Annotated in this window: 18 protein-coding genes and 1 pseudogene; 9 read left to right on the top strand and 10 right to left on the bottom strand. The window is 71.9% G+C overall.

All coding sequences use genetic code 11. The features are described from left to right. Window position 1: 1 nt before the first annotated feature. The 3 genes from AB0G20_RS17540 to AB0G20_RS17530 all read right to left on the bottom strand — a co-directional run bounded on the left by AB0G20_RS17540 (window position 2) and on the right by AB0G20_RS17530 (window position 3,190). Window positions 2-1,519, bottom strand: coding sequence for a BTAD domain-containing putative transcriptional regulator (locus AB0G20_RS17540; protein ID WP_361302729.1), 1,518 nt, complete (start codon window positions 1,517-1,519; stop codon window positions 2-4). A gap of 174 nt (window positions 1,520-1,693) precedes the next feature. Continuing rightward, window positions 1,694-2,386, bottom strand: a complete 693-nt coding sequence (locus tag AB0G20_RS17535) for a copper homeostasis protein CutC (protein WP_361302726.1) — start codon at window positions 2,384-2,386, stop codon at window positions 1,694-1,696. A gap of 123 nt (window positions 2,387-2,509) precedes the next feature. Next, complete coding sequence (locus tag AB0G20_RS17530) at window positions 2,510-3,190, bottom strand: maleylpyruvate isomerase family mycothiol-dependent enzyme (RefSeq protein ID WP_361302723.1); 681 nt, start codon at window positions 3,188-3,190, stop codon at window positions 2,510-2,512. Window positions 3,191-3,236: 46 nt separating this feature from the next. Here AB0G20_RS17530 and AB0G20_RS17525 point away from each other — a divergent pair, with 46 nt between their 5' ends. Continuing rightward, window positions 3,237-3,899, top strand: coding sequence for a hypothetical protein (locus AB0G20_RS17525; protein WP_361302720.1), 663 nt, complete (start codon window positions 3,237-3,239; stop codon window positions 3,897-3,899). Between the two features lie 34 nt (window positions 3,900-3,933). Then, window positions 3,934-4,989 (top strand): GNAT family N-acetyltransferase, encoded by a 1,056-nt coding sequence (locus AB0G20_RS17520; protein ID WP_361303825.1) that lies wholly within the window; start codon window positions 3,934-3,936, stop codon window positions 4,987-4,989. On the opposite strand, the gene AB0G20_RS17515 is transcribed toward AB0G20_RS17520, so the two are convergent. Together AB0G20_RS17515 and AB0G20_RS17510 are read right to left on the bottom strand one after the other, a co-directional pair. Next, window positions 4,959-5,246, bottom strand: a complete 288-nt coding sequence (locus AB0G20_RS17515; protein WP_361302717.1) for a DUF4031 domain-containing protein — start codon at window positions 5,244-5,246, stop codon at window positions 4,959-4,961. The two genes, AB0G20_RS17520 and AB0G20_RS17515, sit on opposite strands and share 31 nt — an antisense overlap. A gap of 7 nt (window positions 5,247-5,253) precedes the next feature. Continuing rightward, on the bottom strand, window positions 5,254-5,637 hold the full coding sequence (locus tag AB0G20_RS17510) for a hypothetical protein (RefSeq protein ID WP_361302714.1): 384 nt from the start codon (window positions 5,635-5,637) through the stop codon (window positions 5,254-5,256). A gap of 55 nt (window positions 5,638-5,692) precedes the next feature. On the opposite strand from AB0G20_RS17510, the gene AB0G20_RS17505 reads away from it, so the two are divergent. Both AB0G20_RS17505 and murQ read left to right on the top strand, forming a co-directional pair. Further along, on the top strand, window positions 5,693-6,628 hold the full coding sequence (locus AB0G20_RS17505) for a MurR/RpiR family transcriptional regulator (RefSeq protein WP_361302711.1): 936 nt from the start codon (window positions 5,693-5,695) through the stop codon (window positions 6,626-6,628). A gap of 47 nt (window positions 6,629-6,675) precedes the next feature. Then, entirely contained in the window at window positions 6,676-7,608 is a 933-nt protein-coding gene (gene murQ / locus AB0G20_RS17500) for an N-acetylmuramic acid 6-phosphate etherase (protein ID WP_361302708.1), read from the top strand. A 34-nt stretch (window positions 7,609-7,642) separates the two neighbouring features. Here the strand turns inward: murQ and AB0G20_RS17495 are convergent, their stop codons facing one another. The 3 genes from AB0G20_RS17495 to AB0G20_RS17485 form a co-directional block, all read right to left on the bottom strand. Then, window positions 7,643-8,146, bottom strand: coding sequence for a DUF6624 domain-containing protein (locus tag AB0G20_RS17495; RefSeq protein ID WP_361302705.1), 504 nt, complete (start codon window positions 8,144-8,146; stop codon window positions 7,643-7,645). A gap of 114 nt (window positions 8,147-8,260) precedes the next feature. Continuing rightward, on the bottom strand, window positions 8,261-10,300 hold the full coding sequence (locus AB0G20_RS17490) for a hypothetical protein (protein ID WP_361302702.1): 2,040 nt from the start codon (window positions 10,298-10,300) through the stop codon (window positions 8,261-8,263). A 135-nt stretch (window positions 10,301-10,435) separates the two neighbouring features. Continuing rightward, complete coding sequence (locus AB0G20_RS17485) at window positions 10,436-10,681, bottom strand: hypothetical protein (protein ID WP_062927569.1); 246 nt, start codon at window positions 10,679-10,681, stop codon at window positions 10,436-10,438. Between the two features lie 47 nt (window positions 10,682-10,728). Between AB0G20_RS17485 and AB0G20_RS17480 the strand changes: the two are divergent. The 5 genes and pseudogenes from AB0G20_RS17480 to AB0G20_RS17460 all read left to right on the top strand — a co-directional run. After that, window positions 10,729-10,830: pseudogene (locus AB0G20_RS17480) on the top strand (transcriptional regulator); the annotation flags it as partial. Between the two features lie 25 nt (window positions 10,831-10,855). Continuing rightward, on the top strand, window positions 10,856-11,047 hold the full coding sequence (locus AB0G20_RS17475; protein WP_361302698.1) for a DUF397 domain-containing protein: 192 nt from the start codon (window positions 10,856-10,858) through the stop codon (window positions 11,045-11,047). 206 nt (window positions 11,048-11,253) lie between these two features. Next, window positions 11,254-12,186 (top strand): hypothetical protein, encoded by a 933-nt coding sequence (locus AB0G20_RS17470; RefSeq protein ID WP_361302695.1) that lies wholly within the window; start codon window positions 11,254-11,256, stop codon window positions 12,184-12,186. Continuing rightward, window positions 12,167-12,847 (top strand): Uma2 family endonuclease, encoded by a 681-nt coding sequence (locus AB0G20_RS17465; protein WP_361302692.1) that lies wholly within the window; start codon window positions 12,167-12,169, stop codon window positions 12,845-12,847. Before AB0G20_RS17470 ends, AB0G20_RS17465 begins: the two co-directional genes overlap by 20 nt. A gap of 13 nt (window positions 12,848-12,860) precedes the next feature. Further along, window positions 12,861-13,430, top strand: a complete 570-nt coding sequence (locus AB0G20_RS17460) for a hypothetical protein (RefSeq protein ID WP_361302689.1) — start codon at window positions 12,861-12,863, stop codon at window positions 13,428-13,430. A gap of 10 nt (window positions 13,431-13,440) precedes the next feature. On the opposite strand, the gene AB0G20_RS17455 is transcribed toward AB0G20_RS17460, so the two are convergent. Beyond that, window positions 13,441-14,991 (bottom strand): carboxylesterase family protein, encoded by a 1,551-nt coding sequence (locus tag AB0G20_RS17455; protein ID WP_361302686.1) that lies wholly within the window; start codon window positions 14,989-14,991, stop codon window positions 13,441-13,443. A 90-nt stretch (window positions 14,992-15,081) separates the two neighbouring features. Beyond that, the gene (locus AB0G20_RS17450) at window positions 15,082-16,206 is read right to left on the bottom strand and encodes an NADH:flavin oxidoreductase (RefSeq protein ID WP_361302683.1); all 1,125 of its coding nucleotides are present in this window, start codon (window positions 16,204-16,206) and stop codon (window positions 15,082-15,084) included. Window positions 16,207-16,266: the final 60 nt, after the last annotated feature.

Raw genomic sequence — 16,266 nt, 5'->3', positions numbered from 1 at the left:
ATCAGGTGGTCAGGGCCGCTGTGCGCAGCCTGAAGTAGCGGCGCACGAACTGCGGCAGCCGGTAGCGGCCGAGTACGAGCGGCTCGATCAGGTGCACGCCCGTGAGCGACTCCAGCACCATCTCGATCTCACCGGGGTCGGCCCCGGACATCTCCGCCGCATGGTGGCTGTCGATCACCTCGGCGTCCTGGCGCGCGAAGCACATGAGCATGTGCCGTTCCGGTTCGCTCAGCTGCTCCTCGGCCGCGATCAACGGGGCGAACATCGCAGCGCAGTCGGAGGGGATCACGCCGTCGAGCTTGCTCTGCCGCTCCATTTGCAGCAGGACCATCCCGATCGTCCAGTGAGGACGTGAGCTGAGCTTGCCGCCGATCACCCTGATCGGGCCCGGCAGGCGCGAGAGGCGTTCCAGCAGCATCTCGGCCTGCCCGGGTTCCGCGTCCGCGCGCACCGGACCGAGGACCTTGCGGAAGAAGTCCCGTGCCTCCCTCTCGGCCAGCCCGGCGGTCTTCAGCCAGGTCACCCCCGGCAGCTCGTTCAACCGGCGGACACTCGTGAGAATCATCGCCGAGCCGGGCGTGGCGAGATCACGTACGGCCGCCGCGTCCTGCACGTCGTCGACCACGACGAGGAAACGCTTGCCCCGCGCCTTCTCCCGCCACAGTGCGGCTTTGTCGCCGACGGGGTTCTCCACGCCGACCGCGCGCAACAGCTCGTCGACGACGTCCCCGCCCCCGACGAAGATCTGCCCGTCCGGGAAGCGGCCCTTGCCGAGGTGGCCGATCCGGGTGGCCAGCGCGGTCTTGCCGCTGCCCCGCATACCGGTGATGCCCACGGTGCCCGGCAACGTCCGGAGAGCCTGCGCGATCTCCTCGGCACGGCCAGTGAAGTCGATCAGATCCGGCAGCAGCTGCTCCGGTCTGCGCGGCGGAGTGAGGTCGCCCTTGAGGATCCGCGCGTGGATCTTGCGCAGCTCCGGCCCTGGTTCGAGGCCGAGCTCCTCGTTGAGGAGTGCGCGCGCCTGGTGGAAATGGTCAAGTGCTTCGCCCTGCCTGCCCTCCAGGTAGAGCGCGCGCATCAGGAGAGCGCGCGGTCGTTCCCTGAGCGGGAAGGCGGCGACGTGCTTCTGCAGCTCCAGCACGTCGAGTTCACGTTCGAGGCAGTCCTCCCGCGCCTTGAGCCGGTAGTCGCCGAGCCGCACCCGTTGCGCGTCGAAGTAGGCACTCCGGAGGCCTTCCAAGGGCTCTCCGCGGCAATCGTCGACGATCTCCGCGCGGACCGTGTACCCCCCGTCCCTGGACTTCAGGTTCAGCTCCGGAAGGATCTTGCGGATCTTGTACACGTACGTCCGCAACGCCATCACCGCGCTCGGCGTCGGGTCGTCCCAGACCATGCTGATCAACTGGTCGTTGCTCAGCCGGATGCCGTTGTTCAGCAGCAACGCCGCCAGCACTGCCCGCTGCTGGCGCGGCCCCAGTTGGATCTCCTCTTCGTCGTGCCAGGCTCGTACCGGACCCATCAGTGAGAAGCGCAGGCTCATGCAACGGCACAACGCACGAGCACGTCCCCCGCTTCCCCGTACAGAGGCGACCTGGAGAAACGCGGCACGGCGAACTGCCGTCGCCCGTCAGGGTGGTGGCGGACATCACCGCACGCGGGGTCACCGTCACCCAGGGGTGAGGGCCGGGGGCGTTCAGACGGCGTCCAGGGCGGCCCGCCACCGTGCGACGGCATCCGCCGACACCGGTGCCTCCCAGCCCTCCGGCCGAGCCGCCCCGCCGATGTGGAAGCCGTCGACCCCTGCCGTCAGCAGCGTCGGCACATGATCGAGCCGGAGCCCGCCCCCCACCAGGAGATGCTGCTCGTACCCCGGCTGTCCCTGCCGCCCCGCCTCCGCGAGCAGCACCGTCAGCCCCTCATCGACCCCACCCGAAGCCCCGGCCGTCAGGTACGTGTCCAACCCCGGCATCCCGTCCAGCTGCTTGCGCAGGGCGTCCCGGTCGGCGGCCCGGTCGATCGCCCGGTGGAAGGTCCAGGGGCATCCGTCCAGGACGGCCACCACCCGCTCCACGGCCGCCAGATCGACCACACCCCCGGCATCGAGGAACCCCAGCACGAACTCCTCCGCCCCGGCCTCCCGCAGCTCACCGGCCACCCGCACCAGCCGGTCGACGTCCCCCGCCGCGAACCCGTCGGCCAACCGCAGCATCACCCGCAGCGAGATGTCGACCGCCCCGCGGATCCCGGCGACGGTGGCGGCCGACGGCGTGAGCCCGTCGGCCGCCATGTCGGTGACCAGCTCGAGGCGGTCCGCGCCTCCCGCCTGGGCGGCGACCGCGTCCTCGACGCCGAGGGCGATCACCTCCAGGACTGCACGCTTGCTCATGGGGCCCCTTCGTCGGCACGGCGTCGGCGTTCGGACGCCTGACGGTTGCGACAGGTCTAGTCCAATCAAGACTACGCTGCCCACTCCTGCCGAATCCCAAGCACCCGGGGCCCCGCTCCCGCCTCAGCCGAAGATGTTCAGCTCCTTCGCCTCCACCCCGGCCAGCTCGAACGAAGGCACCTCGTCGACCGGCCGCCCCGTGTACAGCCGTACGAGCGTCGGCCCGTCCCCGATGAAACGGCCCGGGGGCCGCTCCCCGCCGCTCTCCCCCAGCCGCAGCGGCTCGTCCAGGTCGTCGAGGTCGGCGTGCAGCGGCACGTGCCCGCGCTCGCGGGTGATCCGGGCGAGCAGCGCCAGCGCGTCCGGCAGCCCGGCCCCGCCGTACGCCCCCGGCTCCCCGAGGGCCTCCCGCACGTCACCGGCGTGCACCCACTCCCCGAGGGCGAGACCGTCCAGCTTCCCGCCGGCCCCGGCGATGAGCGGCCCGGCCTCGCCCATCCCCCGCTCCAGCTCGTCGACGATCTGTGCGTCGCTCCAGCCGGACCGCTCCGCGATGTCCCGGTCGTTGGCCTCGGGCGAGAACACGCCCTCCTCGAACCTGCCCTCCGTCACCCGCGTCAGCGCGGCCGAGCAGTGCGCCAGCACGTCCCGCACCGTCCAGCCCGGACACGCGGCGACGGGCCGCGCGAAGTCCTCCCCGGCCCGGCCCCGCAGCAGCGGGATCAGCGCGTCACGCTCGATCGTCAGCAGCCGTCCGGGCTGCTCGGGGTCCCGTACATCAGGAACATCAGCAGGAGTCGTCATGCCCCCACGCTAGGTGCCACACCCCGCTCAGCGGGAGAATGCCACCATGGCCGATCTCGACACCCTGCGCACCCGCTTCGCCCGCACCCTGGAAGCGACCCGGGGGCCGGCCGGCGGCCCGGACCCGGCGCCCTACGCCGGGAACCTGCTCACCCGCTGGCAGGAGCCCCAGCGCCGCTACCACACGGTCGAGCACCTCACGGCGGTCCTCGACCGCGTCGACGAACTGGAGCGGTACGCGCACGACCCGGACGTGGTCCGGCTGGCCGCCTGGTTCCATGACGCGGTCTATCTCCCCGACCGCTCCGAGAACGAGGAGCGCTCGGCCCGCCTCGCCGAACGCGCCCTCCCGGAAGCCGGCGTTCCCGACGCGAAGACCGCCGAGGTGGCCCGTCTGGTCCGGCTCACCGTCACCCACGACCCCGCCGAGGACGACCCCGACGGCCAGGTCCTGTGCGACGCCGACCTCGCGATCCTCGCCTCGCCCCCGTCGGCGTACGCCGCCTACACCACGGCCGTCCGCGAGGAGTACCACTTCGTCCCGAACGACGCCTTCCGCGCGGGCCGCGCCGCGATCCTGCGCCAGCTCCTGGATCTCCCGCGCCTGTTCAGGACGCCGCACGGCGCCACCGCGTGGGAGGCCACGGCCCGCTACAACCTCGCCGCCGAGCTGGAAATGCTGTCGCTCTCCACCCACGACGCCTCGTAGCCTGCCCATCATGTGGACAACGGGAGCGGAACAGGTGGAGCAGGCCGTCGCCGAGTGCGTCGGGCTGTTGGGGGCGGTCACCGACCGGGACTGGGACGGAGTGCGGGCCGGGCGGCTGGAGTGGAGTTGCCGCCAGACGGCGGTGCACATCGCCGAGGATCTCATCGCGTACGCGGGGCAGCTGGCGGGGCGGGAGCAGGACGGGTACTCACCGTTCGAGCTCTCGCTGGAGGAGGGGACCGACAACGCCGGTGCGCTGCGGGTGATAGGCGCGATGGGGGCCCTGCTCGCGGCCGCGGTCCGCACCACCCCGCGCGACGTGCGGGCCTTCCATCCGTACCCGTTCCGCAGCGCGAACCGTGAGGGGTTCGCCGCGATGGGCGTGGCCGAGGTGCTGCTGCACACGCACGACATCTCCGAGGGGCTGGGCCTGTCGTACGAACCGGCGCCCGAGCTGTGCGACTTCGTGCTCACCCGGCTCTTCCCGCACGTCCAGCCGGGACCCACCCCGTGGCTGACCCTGCTGTGGGCCACCGGCCGCGGGGAACTGGCCGGCCGCGCCCCGGTCGCCCAGTGGCGCTGGAACAACAACGTGGTGATCGGGACCGAGCGGCTCACCCTGGAGGGCGTCACCCCGGCGGCGGCCACCGATCTGTCCACGGTCGGCCACGGCGGCTTCGAGTGGATCGAGGGCGGCCCGATCGAGGGCACCCGGGTCGGCGCCGGCCTGGTGTACAAGGAGTACGAGGACGGGGTCCACCGGCCGGAGTGGGGCATGTACGTGCTCGTCCGGCGCGAGGACGGCCGCGCGGTCGGCGCCATGGGCTTCCACAGCGTCCCGGACGAGGCGGGACGGATCGAGGTCGGCTACGACCTGGTCGAGGGCGCCCGCGGCCACGGCTACGCCACCGAGGCGCTGCGCGCGCTGTCGTCCTGGGCGCTGGACCGGCCGGAGGTGCGGACCGTGGTCGCGACCGTCGAGCGGGACAACGTGCCGTCGCAGCACGTGCTCGCGCGGGCCGGGTTCACCCAGGTCGCCGAGGACCCCGAGCACCTGACCTACGAGCTGCGCGAACTCCGCGAGGGATAGCGCCCCTTGGGCCGTCGCAGCCCCGCCCCGTACAGCAGCCGCACCACCTCGCGGCTGCTGACCTCCACGGCCCCGGCCCGCACCGCGTCGGCGTACCGCTGGTCGGGGATGTCGTAGTGGTCGCGTTCGAAGGCCCGGCGGGGGACGCCGAGGCGGGCGGCGAAGGCGTGGAGTTCCTCGAAGGAGACGTCGCTGACGAGGTGGGACCACATGCGGCCGTGGCCGGGCCAGTCCGGCGGGTCGATGTAGATCGTCACGAGGGCCTCACGAGGACGCCGCCCCGCCGATGGCCTCGCTCAGCGATCCCACCGCGGCCACCTTCACGCCCGCCTCGCTGCACACCCAGTGCGGGTCGGGCCCCAACTCCGGTTCCACGTCGAGGGCGTGCGGGTCGCCGGTGCCGCACACCGGGCACAGCGGCCAGCGGCCGTACCGCTCCAGCAGGGAGTCCTGGACGTCCTGCGCGACCAGGCCGGCCACGTACCGCGCGCCCTCGGGCCACTGCTCGACCCACCATCGGCGCTGCTTGACGGACTCCTCGACCAGGGACACGACATCCGCCTCGGCGACGCGGCCCGCGACGAGGTCGGCCAGCACAAGGGCGCGCGCGGCGTGCAGCGCCTGCTCCAGGGGGCTGATGGGATCCATGCACCCATTGTGCGCACTCTTGACCCGAACGCCGCCCCGAAAATATCTTTCAAACGTGACCCGAGACGTGAAGGAAATTTTCGCCAGCGAGCGCGGCGGCCCCTCGGGGGTGAGCGGCACCCCGCCCGCCCCCGCCGCCCTCGCGGCCAAGGTGCGCACGCTGGGCCCCTCGATGACGCGGTCCATGCAGCGCGTCGCCGAGGCCGTCGCGGCCGACCCGGCCGGCTGCGCGGCCCTCACGGTCACCGGCCTGGCCGAACTCACCGGCACCAGCGAGGCGACCGTCGTACGCACCGCCCGCCTGCTGGGCTATCCGGGTTACCGGGATCTGCGCCTGGCCCTCGCCGGACTCGCCGCGCAGCAGCAGTCGGGCCGCGCCCCGGCCATCACGACGGACATCGCGGTGGACGACCCGATCGCCGACGTGGTCGCCAAGCTCGCCTACGACGAACAGCAGACCCTCGCCGACACCGCCGCCGGCCTCGACACCGTCCAACTGGGCGCGGCCGTCACCGCGCTGGCCACGGCCCGCCGCACCGACGTGTACGGCGTCGGGGCGTCCGGCCTGGTCGCGCAGGACCTCACGCAGAAGCTGCTGCGCATAGGGCTGATAGCGCACGCCCACAGCGACCCGCACCTCGCCGTCACCAACGCGGTGCAACTGCGCGCGGGCGATGTCGCGATCGCCATCACGCACTCCGGGGCGACGGGGGACGTCATCGAGCCGCTGCGGGTCGCCTTCGAGCGCGGGGCGACGACGGTGGCGATCACCGGCCGGCCCACCGGCCCGGTCACGCAGTACGCCGACCACGTCCTCACCACGTCCACCGCACGCGAGAGCGAGCTGCGTCCGGCGGCGATGTCGTCCCGTACCGGTCAGCTCCTCGTGGTGGACTGCCTGTTCGTCGGGGTGGCGCAGCGGACGTACGAGAAGGCGGCGCCGGCGCTGTCGGCGTCCTACGAGGCGCTGGCCCACCGGCATCGTTCCTGAGGCGCGCCGCCCCGCCCAGCACCGGAAAGACACGGAAAGAGCCGTTCATGACCTCCACCTCCAGCCCCCGTGATCTCAGGACCGAGTTGGAGTCCCTGACCACCGAGGCCTTCCGGCCGGAACTCGCGGACATCGACCGGCTCCCGACCCTCGACATCGCCCGGTTGATGAACGGCGAGGACGCCACCGTGGCCGGGGCGGTCGCGGCGCGGCTGCCGCAGATCGCCGCCGCGATCGACGCCGTCGCGGAGCGGATGGCCCGGGGCGGCCGCCTGGTCTACGCGGGCGCGGGCACGGCGGGCCGGCTGGGCGTCCTGGACGCCTCCGAGTGCCCGCCCACGTTCAACACCGACCCCTCCCGGGTCGTCGGCCTGATCGCGGGCGGCCCGGACGCGGTGGTCACCTCGGTGGAGGGTGCGGAGGACTCCCGGGAACTGGCCCGGGCGGACCTGGCGACCCTCGCCCTGACCCCCGACGACACGGTGGTCGGCATCTCCGCCTCCGGCCGCACCCCGTACGCCATCGGCGCGGTCGAACACGCCCGCGCCCGCCACTCCCTCACCATCGGCCTCGCCTGCAACCCCGGCAGCCCGCTCGCGGCGGCCGCCGACCACGGCATCGAGATCGTCGTGGGGCCCGAACTGCTCACCGGCTCCACCCGCCTGAAGGCCGGCACGGCGCAGAAGCTCGTCCTCAACATGCTCTCGACGATCACGATGATCCGGCTGGGCAAGACCTACGGGAACCTGATGGTCGACGTCCGCGCCTCGAACGACAAGCTCCGTGCCCGCTCCCACCGCATCGTCGCCCTCGCGACCGGCGCCGCCGACGAGGACATCGAGCGGGCCCTGACCGCCACGGACGGCGAGGTGAAGCACGCGATCCTCACCCTCCTGGCCGACGTGGACGGCCCGACGGCGGCCCGCCTGCTGGAGGAGTCCGACGGGCACCTGCGGGCGGCCCTGACGGCGGCCGGCTGACACCACCGTCCCGAGGGCGCTGGCCGACCTCCTCTCACTGGAACCGGGCGACGTACTCGGCGAACGGCTCGATGCCCACCCCTGCGCGCAGCTCGTCCACACGGCCGGGCTCGGCACAGGGCCAGGGGATCGGGCTGCCGTCTTCCCTCACTCCGGCGACCTGGGTGCCGTAGACCTGCTCCCGCCCCTCGTTGACGAGCGTGCGGTCCCGCAGGAACGCCAGCTCCCGGGCACCGGCCCGCCCCGCCGCCACGGCCTCCTCCAGCAGCCGCAGCGCCCGCCGCTGCACGTCCAGTTGCCGGTCGGCATGCTGAGCGAGGATCCAGGCGGCCCGGGCGGCGTCCGCACCGACGAGGTCCGCCGTGGGCCAGCCGGCCTCGTCCATGATCTCGTTCAGCCGGTCCCCGTGACGGGCGGTGAGCCGCCGCCAGGCGAGCTGCTCGGCCGGGTGGTCGCTGTGGGCGGCTCCGGCGGCGGCCTGCTCGTGGTCGGCGGCGGCCATGGCGGTGAGTTCCTCGGCGAGGGTGGCGAGGGTCATCGCGAACTTCCTTTCACAGAAGGGGCGTTGACCCAAACCCTAAAGCCGCATTCCACCCATGAAGATCATTCCGGAGAACGGTGACACGGCCCCCCGGGTGCTGGGATACTGGATCTACCCCACCCGGCCGGACACCTCCACAGCCACCCGCAGCCCCTCCCCCAGCCGCTCGGCCTGTTCCGCCGTCGCTTTCTCGGCCAGGGCGCTGACCGCCGCGTTGAACCGCTCCATCGAGGTGGGGCGGTCCTGGCCCAGGACGTACTCCTTGAGGACCCGGCGCTGGGGTGCCATCGGGTCGCGCCGCGGCTCGCGGACCGAGTCGAGGATCTCCGGGAGCCGGGTGCAGGCCCGGTCCAGCAGGTACGCGCCGCCGGCCGTGGTGTAGGCCGCCCGGAAGTCCTCGTCGGGCAGGTCGTTCGCGTTGGTCAGGACGTACGGCTTGAGGCTCGCCACGAAGTCCGCGACCACGGACGACACATCGCTGATGAGGATGTCGGCCTGGTCGAAGCACGCGTAGAGCGTGGGAAGTTGCCCGGTGATGACGTGGTGCCGGACGGGGCCCCGGCTCTCCCAGAAGATCCGGTGCCACTCGGCGCGCAGCTCGTGCCACTCGGCCTCCCCGTCCAGGTCGGGCAGACGCGCCTCGCGGGTCTGCTGGGCGTCGTCGCCGCCGAGCCGCCCGGACAGTTCGCCGAGCCGGGCCTGGATCTCCGCGAGCCGGGGCCGCGCGGCGGCGGCAGCGGCCTCCGCCCACTCGGCGTCACGCCGCTCGTTGTCGGCGCGCAGCAGCTCCCGGATCGCCCGGTCCGCCTCGGCCGCCGCGCGGGAGCGCTTGCCGGTGAGGGGATGCGGCTTGTAGAGGACCCGTACGTTCTCGGCGAGCAGCTTCTCGATCAGCGGCACGCCCATCGGGATCAGGGACGTATGACAGTCGTCGTCGCTCCAGCCCTCCCAGGTCGGCGCGTACAGCACGGTCGGCAGCAGCCCCGGCACGTGGTCGGTGTGCAGCCGGATCGACGACAGCTGCGGGCGGCCCACCTCGACGATCGCCTTGTCGCTGATGGCGTGCCGCACCCGCTGGTAGCGGTCGCGCCCGGCCCGCCCGGCCACCCAGATCTCGTCGTACACCTTGCTCACCCGGTTGCTGCTGGCGAGCTTGTCGCTGTCGCCGTGCCCGATGAAGACGTGCTTGGCCTCGGCGACGCGCAGCATGTGCACGTTCTTGCCCGCGTTGCCCGGGTAGAGGACGACCCGCAGCTCGGGCATCTCCAGCTGCGCCACGTCGTCGGCCTTCGGCACGCACACGACCGGGATCGACGTACGGCTGAGAGAGCGGAACGAGGCCCGCTCCCGCAGGATGATCAACGGCCGCCGGTCGAGCTGCTCCAGCGTCTCGATCCACATGTTGACCTGGTACATGAAGTCCCGGGACACAGCCGCGAAACTGAAGTACAGCGCCACCTCCGGCCGGTACCCGGCGAGTTGCCGGTTGACCTCGGCGATCACCTCGTCACCCGACGGCATCCGGCGGGCCCGGCGCAGCTGCCCGAGCAGCGCCGCGACGGCCGCGACCGCGAGCCCGGCCGTCAGCACGAAGCCGATGCCCGCGGGCTGCCACGCCCCGGCCGCCAGCGCGGCGAGGAGCCCGGCGTGGGCCGGCAGGTCGAGGTGCAGCAGCTTGCGCAGGAAGCGCCGGTAGAGGAGAGCGGGCGGCGACTGCGGGATGCCCGCCCCGCTCATGTCGAGGTTGCGCACCACGACCGGCAGCGTGCGGCGCCGGCGAATCGCGTGGTGCACCGCCGTGTACAGCATCACCAGCGCGAAGTGAGCGCTGAACACCGCCAGCGCGGCCACAGGCACCGCACCCGGAGCGTTCATCCGGTCGGCGAGGGCGAGCAGCATCACCGTCCGCACGGCGAACCGCATGGTGCGGTCGAGCTGCAGCGCGGCCAGCCGCCGCACGAAGGCGGGAGAGCGCGTGTGCAGCACCTCGTCCACGGCGTACGTCACGGCCGAGGCCGCGGCGAAACCCCACAGCGACGGGAGCAGCGCGAACACGGGCAGTGCGGCGAATCCGGCGGCGAACAGGAACACAAGCAAAAGGTCGGTCTTCCCGCGCACACGCAGGACACCGCACAGCCAACGGAACGTCATAAGACAGGATTCCTCTGGGGAAAGGATGTGATTTCCGGAGTAGCGTGCGGTGGGGCGAACGCCGGTGTATGCGCGATACGCCTGTTCGACGGTGACGGAGGGCGAATGGTTGTACATCCATCGTTGGCTATTACTTCACCGTGACTTGGGCTCCCGGTTGACTTGCCGAACGCGAGCCCGCAAGGCCTCCCGCACGGGCAACGACCGCAGTACGTCGGTGAGTTGCTCAGCCGTCCGTACGTTGCACCGCCCCAGATCGACCAAGGCGAACGGCTCGTCGCTCGCGGCCGTCACCGGATCCACGCGCAGGGACGGCAGCACGACGCCGACTCCCGCGAGTGCGTCCCGCAGCGACTTCACGATCTCTTCGGTCGAGCGCACCTTCTGCTACCTCCACACAACCCGATCTGCACGACAGGGAGTCGCCCATGCCCGGATCCAGGGACCTCGACCCGTCCTCCTCACCTCGGGCCCTCCTGGGCGCCGAACTCCGCCACGCCCGCGAGAAGGCCGGCCTGAGCCAGGAGGAACAGGCAATGGCGCAGGATTACGGCCATGAGGAACACGCCTGAGTGGTACAAGTCCAGCTACAGCGGCGGGAGCGGCGACAACTGCCTGGAAGTCACCCAGGCATTCCCTGATGTCATCCCCGTCCGCGACTCCAAGACCCCCCACGGCCCGAAGCTCGTGTTCCGGGCCACCGCCTGGGCCGCGTTCGTCGAGAACCTCAAGGACGAGACGGCCTGAGCTTCGGGACCCGGGCTTCGAGCTCCCTTTTCAAGGAATGGGTGGAGGGCCTCAACCCGCCCTCCCACCCGGAGAGTTGACGGCACGCGTCCGGCTTGCCACGGACAGTCACGTACCTCTACCGTTCCTGGACAAGCAACAGCCCCCGCCCGGTGCGCCAACACCTGCGGGGGCTTAACCAACGAGATCGAAAGACAGTCGATCCCATGGCTGACGCCAACTTTAGTGCTGCCTCCCCGTCCGCGCACCCCCTGGCGAACCCGGGCTACGGCAAACGCACTGCTGCCGACCAACTCCCCGGCACGAACCACGACTTCGCGTACCTCCCGCCCCGCGAAGCCGCCATCGCCGCCTACCTCGACCGGCTCCCCGACGGCGCGGACATCTCCGTAAAGACGCTGGCCAAGCAGCTCCCCTACGGACAGTGCGCCCTCGGCACCGCCCTCAACCGCATCCAGCAGGCGGGCCACCTGCGCCGGGGCCGGGAGTGCGTCACGGCCGACGACGGCAGCTCCCGCTGGATCACCCGATCGTGGTGGTCCCGAACCGCCCGGGATGACGACTGGTGGGCCGCCTTCACTCGCGGCGATGCACCGCAGCCGCAGGCGACACGCCCCACCCGCTCCCGCGCCCACATCCTCCTCGCCGCCCTCGGCCGTACCGCGACCGCCCTGTCCCTCTCCGAGGCAGACTGCACGACCCTCGCCCCACTCGTGACGGAGTGGTTCGAGCGGGGCGCCTCGGAGGAGGACGTACTGCGTGCGCTCACGGCTGGCTTGCCGACCCCCGTCCACCACGCCGCTGCCCTGGTCCGCAAGCGCCTGACCAGCAAACTCCCGCCCCCACCCGCTCCACGCCCACCCCTGCGGGTCCTGGAGTGTGCGAACTGCGGCATCCCTGGGCGTCCGGAAACCCTGCCAGGGGGTCGTTGCAGCGCCTGCCGGGGCGAACGCGCGCCCGCGCAACCCCCTGCACCTCTGTCCGCCCCACGGTCCGCGACCGCGCGGCCGAGATCCGCGCCGCGATGTCCCAACGACGCCAAGAGAAGGCACCCACATGACGGCACCTACGGTCCGACGTCACCAGCCCGGGGCACGATGGAGGGAAGGAGGCGACGCCATGACCCCAGAGACCGCTGACCGCCCGCAGATGGACGTCGAGGACTTCGACGAACTCGTTCGCAGGGCTCCGAGGGAGATCCGGAACAGGCTGGAGTTCCTGGGCGGGCGGCTGTGCATCCGGCACGGCCCGCTCGACGTGGACGAGTTCGAGGAGCTTGCCGCAGTAGCCCCCGAAACCGTGCGGCTGGAGTACGTCAATGGAAAGGTAGAGGTCAAAGCCATGCCGGACGGCAACCACACATCGATCTTCATGTGGCTGTTGCGCCAGTGCATGCAGCACCGACCCGACCTGGATCTCGCACCGGAGCGGGGCGTCAAGGCAGAGGCTTACCGCAAGGGCCGGGCCCGCACGGACGGCTTCCTCGCGCCAGTGGACCATTTCAAGGGCGACCGCGAGTGGTCCGACCCCGACGGTGCCCTGATGGCCGTGGAGATCACCTCCCACGACCGCGACACCGACCAACGCGACCGCATCGACAAGCCCATCGGGTACGCCGAAGCCGAGATCCCCGTCTACCTCCTGATCGACCGCGACAACCACACCCTCACGGTCTTCAGCGAGCCAAAAGACGGCCGCTACCAGCAGATCTCCCCGCAGCCCTGGGGCGCCACGGTCGAGCTCCCCGCCCCCGTGAACATCACCCTGGACACCGAGAAGCTCAAGGACTACGCCGACTGAGGACAATGGGCCCATGAACCACGCCCAGCTCACCGCCCTAGGCCGTGCTCTCCGTCTGCTCGGTGAGCACGGGGAAGCCCTCACCTCCGACACCCCCGACGCCAAGCTGCACGAGGTCAAGGGCGACCTGAAGCGCGCCCTGGACCTGCTGGAGGACAGTGTCACGACCGCGGCACCCAGTACGCGCTGCCCCGAACATCCCAACGGCCCGGTCGACGAGGCCGCCCCCGACCTGTGCCTGCTGTGCGAGACCCGGCGCAGGGCCGCCCGCCGCAACGAGTTCAACGGTCCCGCGCCCCAGCAGCCGCAGACCGAACCCGTCCAGTCCCGCTACGGCGCACGCGCCGACCGCCCCCAGCCCCAGCAGCGCTGGCTGGCGGAGCTGTGGAACGGCCAGACCTGGCAGCTGTGCGGCACCCCGCGCCGGGACCGACGCGAGGCGGAGTTGTTCATCGCGGCCCAGCGCAAGGCTCCCCGGGCCGCCATGGCGTACCGGCTGGTGCACGAGTTCACGGACTACGAGGTGCTGCGGGTGTGGGGGACGCCGGTGAAGGTGGACATCGAGCCCATGGGCAACCTCTGACCGCCCGCGCTCACAGCAGCGGCAGGGGCGGGAAGTCGTAGCCCTCCCACAGGCGCCGCGAGGTCTCCTCCGGGTACGCCGCGACCACCGGCTCCGCGTCCAGCACCTGCACCAGCCGCTGCTCGTCGTCGTACGCCGGCCAGCCCGGGTCTCCCGACCGCGCGAACGAGGTCCAGGACGAACGGAAGCGGGACGACAGCTCAAGGGCCTCGGTCGACGGCTCCGTGCCCGCGAACAGAAGCAGCCCCAGGTCCGCCCCGTACGTGCCGAACAGCAGCGGGATGTCCAGGCCGTGGCAGGCGCCGAGCGCGCCGCCGTTGCCCGGGGCGGGCCAGGTCAGTTCGTAGACGTGGGCGCATCCGCCGCCCGCGCGCTGTGCCTCGGCCAGGTGCAGCGAGGGCATGTTGAACAGCCAGTCCGTCTGGACGCGTTCGTAGAGCTCGCTCGGGGCGGCGTCGGGGAAGGCCGTGCGGTAGGCCTGCTCGCCGTCGGGGGCGAACAGGTTCAGGGCCGAGGCCGCCCGCTCTTCGCTGATCTGGCCGAGTTGGCCAGCCATGGCGATGAACAGGCGGTACTCGTCACGGTTGTGGCCGACGAGGAGGTCGACATCCTTCGCCGATCCGGACCGCAGCGCTTGCCACGGGCTCGTCGGCAGCACCTCGCCGTCGACCACCGGTGAGAAGGGCGTGACCGTGGGCGCGGCCTGCCCCCAGCGGTCGATGTACTGGAGCATCTTGGCGCTCAGCGTCTCCCCTGCCGACGTCAGCCGACGCGGATCGACCGTCGCGAGGTCGGCGACCGTGGGGCGCAGGCCCACCTCGGCGGCGAGGGCGGTACCGATGTCCCGGGCCAGGGCGTCGGAGAAGAACGTCCCCGGCACGCTCTGCGCGATCGCCCGCCCGAACAGCCCGGACGCGCGCTCCATGGTGAGCAGCGAGGCGACCGATCCCGCGCCCGCGGACTCCCCGAAGACCGTGACCTGCCCGGGGTCGCCGCCGAAGGACTCGATGTTGTCCCGCACCCACTCCAGCGCGGCCACCTGGTCGAGCAGTCCGCGGTTGGCGGGCGCTCCCTCGATGAAGGCGAAACCCTCCATGCCCACGCGGTAGTTGAGGGACACGACCACCACGTCGCCGTCGGCCGCGATGTGCCGGGCGTCGTAGCCGGGGCTGCCGGAGTGGCCGAGCTTGTAGGCGCCGCCGTAGATCCACACCATGACCGGCCGGCGGGCGGCCGGGTCGGGTTCGGGCGTCCAGACGTTGACCGTGAGCCATTCGTCGCCCTCGGGCACGTCGAGCAGGCCCGGGCCGCCCAGGTTGCCGAGGTCCTGCGGGGGCGGCGGGCCGAAGGCGTACGCGTCGCGTATGCCGTCCCAGGGGTGGGCGGGGCGCGGGGCCATGAAGCGGGCCTCGCCCACCGGGGGTGCGGCGAACGGGATGCCGCGGAAGACCGCGAGCCCCGCCTCCCTGCGGCCCCGGACCGCACCGGCGGTGGTGCGGACCACCGGTCCGGGCTCACCGGCAGAGCCGTCGTGCGGCGGGCGGGGCTCGGTCGTCGTCATCTGGATCTCCTCACGAAAGGCCGGTGAACAGGCGCTCGGTCAGTGTCCTTGACTGACGCAAACAGATCCAGAGGCCCCCGGGAGGCGGACTCAGCTGAGGGTCTTCAGCGACGCCGGGTTGTACGGCGCCAGGTCCTCGAAGCGGCCGTCGAGCACCTTGCGGGCCCACTCGGGGTCCTGGAGCAGGGCGCGGCCGACGGCGACCAGGTCGAACTCGTCGCGCTCGAAGCGGTCGAGGAGGTTGTCGAGGTCGCCCAGTTCGGCGCCCTGGCCCTGGAAGGCCTTGATGAAGTCGCCGTTCAGGCCGACCGAGCCGACGGTGATGGAGGGCTTGCCGGTGAGCTTCTTGGTCCAGCCGGCCAGGTTGAGATCCGAGTCGTCGAACTCGGGGACCCAGTAGCGGCGGGTGGAGGCGTGGAAGGCGTCGACACCGGCGGCGGCCAGCGGCGTCAGGATGGCCTCCAGCTCCTCCGGGGTCTCGGCGAGGCGGGCGTCGTAGGCCTCCTGCTTCCACTGGGAGTAGCGGAAGATGATGGGGAAGTCGGCGGAGACGGTCTCGCGGACGGCCGCGACGATCTCCTCCGAGAGCTTGGCGCGGGCGACGCGGTCGCCGCCGTAGGCGTCGGTGCGGCGGTTCGTGCCCTCCCACAGGAACTGGTCCAGCAGGTAGCCGTGGGCGCCGTGGAGCTCCACGCCGTCGAAGCCGACCCGCTCGGCGGCGGCCGCGGCCTCGGCGAACGCGCCGATGACGGCGTCGATGTCGGCCTGCGTCATGGCCTTGCCGGTGGGCTCCGTCGCGCCGATGCGCAGGCCGGAGGGGCCGACGGCCGGCGCGTCGGCGACGGGCGGCTCGCCCTGGTTGCGGACCATGCCGATGTGCCACAGCTGCGGCACGATCGTGCCGCCCGCGGCGTGCACCGCTTCGGCGACCTTGGCCCAGCCCGCGAGCTGCTCGTCGCCGTGGAACCGCGGCACGCGGTCGCTCTGCCCGGCCGAGTCGTGGCCGACGTAGGTGCCCTCGGTGACGATCAGGCCGACTCCGGCGGCGGCGCGGCGCGCGTAGTACGACACGACGTCCTCGCCGGGCACACCGCCCGGGGAGAACATGCGGGTCATCGGCGCCATCGCGATCCGGTTCGGAACGGTCAGGCCGCCCAGCGATACGGGCCGGGACAGGATTTCGGCGGCGCGGGAAGCGGAGGCGGCGACAGTCACGTGGGGGCTCCCTCGGGGGTACCGGATGGTATGTGCATACGCATAGGACGCATGGTTCAA

This window comes from Streptomyces sp. NPDC024017, assembly GCF_040638895.1.
GTDB lineage: Bacteria > Actinomycetota > Actinomycetes > Streptomycetales > Streptomycetaceae > Streptomyces.
Note: the sequence above shows the minus strand (reverse complement) of the source record. Positions and strands in the feature narration are given on the sequence as shown.

Excerpts from the sequence above, each read along its gene's own strand:
- AB0G20_RS17490 (WP_361302702.1), bottom strand. The coding sequence starts at position 10,300 with ATGACGTTCCGTTGGCTGTGCGGTGTCCTGCGTGTGCGCGGGAAGACC.
- AB0G20_RS17470 (WP_361302695.1), top strand. The coding sequence starts at position 11,254 with ATGGCTGACGCCAACTTTAGTGCTGCCTCCCCGTCCGCGCACCCCCTG.
- AB0G20_RS17475 (WP_361302698.1), top strand. The coding sequence starts at position 10,856 with ATGAGGAACACGCCTGAGTGGTACAAGTCCAGCTACAGCGGCGGGAGC.
- AB0G20_RS17525 (WP_361302720.1), top strand. The coding sequence starts at position 3,237 with ATGGCCGATCTCGACACCCTGCGCACCCGCTTCGCCCGCACCCTGGAA.
- AB0G20_RS17460 (WP_361302689.1), top strand. The coding sequence starts at position 12,861 with ATGAACCACGCCCAGCTCACCGCCCTAGGCCGTGCTCTCCGTCTGCTC.
- AB0G20_RS17510 (WP_361302714.1), bottom strand. The coding sequence starts at position 5,637 with ATGGATCCCATCAGCCCCCTGGAGCAGGCGCTGCACGCCGCGCGCGCC.
- AB0G20_RS17455 (WP_361302686.1), bottom strand. The coding sequence starts at position 14,991 with ATGACGACGACCGAGCCCCGCCCGCCGCACGACGGCTCTGCCGGTGAG.
- AB0G20_RS17535 (WP_361302726.1), bottom strand. The coding sequence starts at position 2,386 with ATGAGCAAGCGTGCAGTCCTGGAGGTGATCGCCCTCGGCGTCGAGGAC.
- AB0G20_RS17465 (WP_361302692.1), top strand. The coding sequence starts at position 12,167 with ATGACCCCAGAGACCGCTGACCGCCCGCAGATGGACGTCGAGGACTTC.
- AB0G20_RS17495 (WP_361302705.1), bottom strand. The coding sequence starts at position 8,146 with ATGACCCTCGCCACCCTCGCCGAGGAACTCACCGCCATGGCCGCCGCC.
- murQ (WP_361302708.1), top strand. The coding sequence starts at position 6,676 with ATGACCTCCACCTCCAGCCCCCGTGATCTCAGGACCGAGTTGGAGTCC.
- AB0G20_RS17530 (WP_361302723.1), bottom strand. The coding sequence starts at position 3,190 with ATGACGACTCCTGCTGATGTTCCTGATGTACGGGACCCCGAGCAGCCC.
- AB0G20_RS17540 (WP_361302729.1), bottom strand. The coding sequence starts at position 1,519 with ATGGGTCCGGTACGAGCCTGGCACGACGAAGAGGAGATCCAACTGGGG.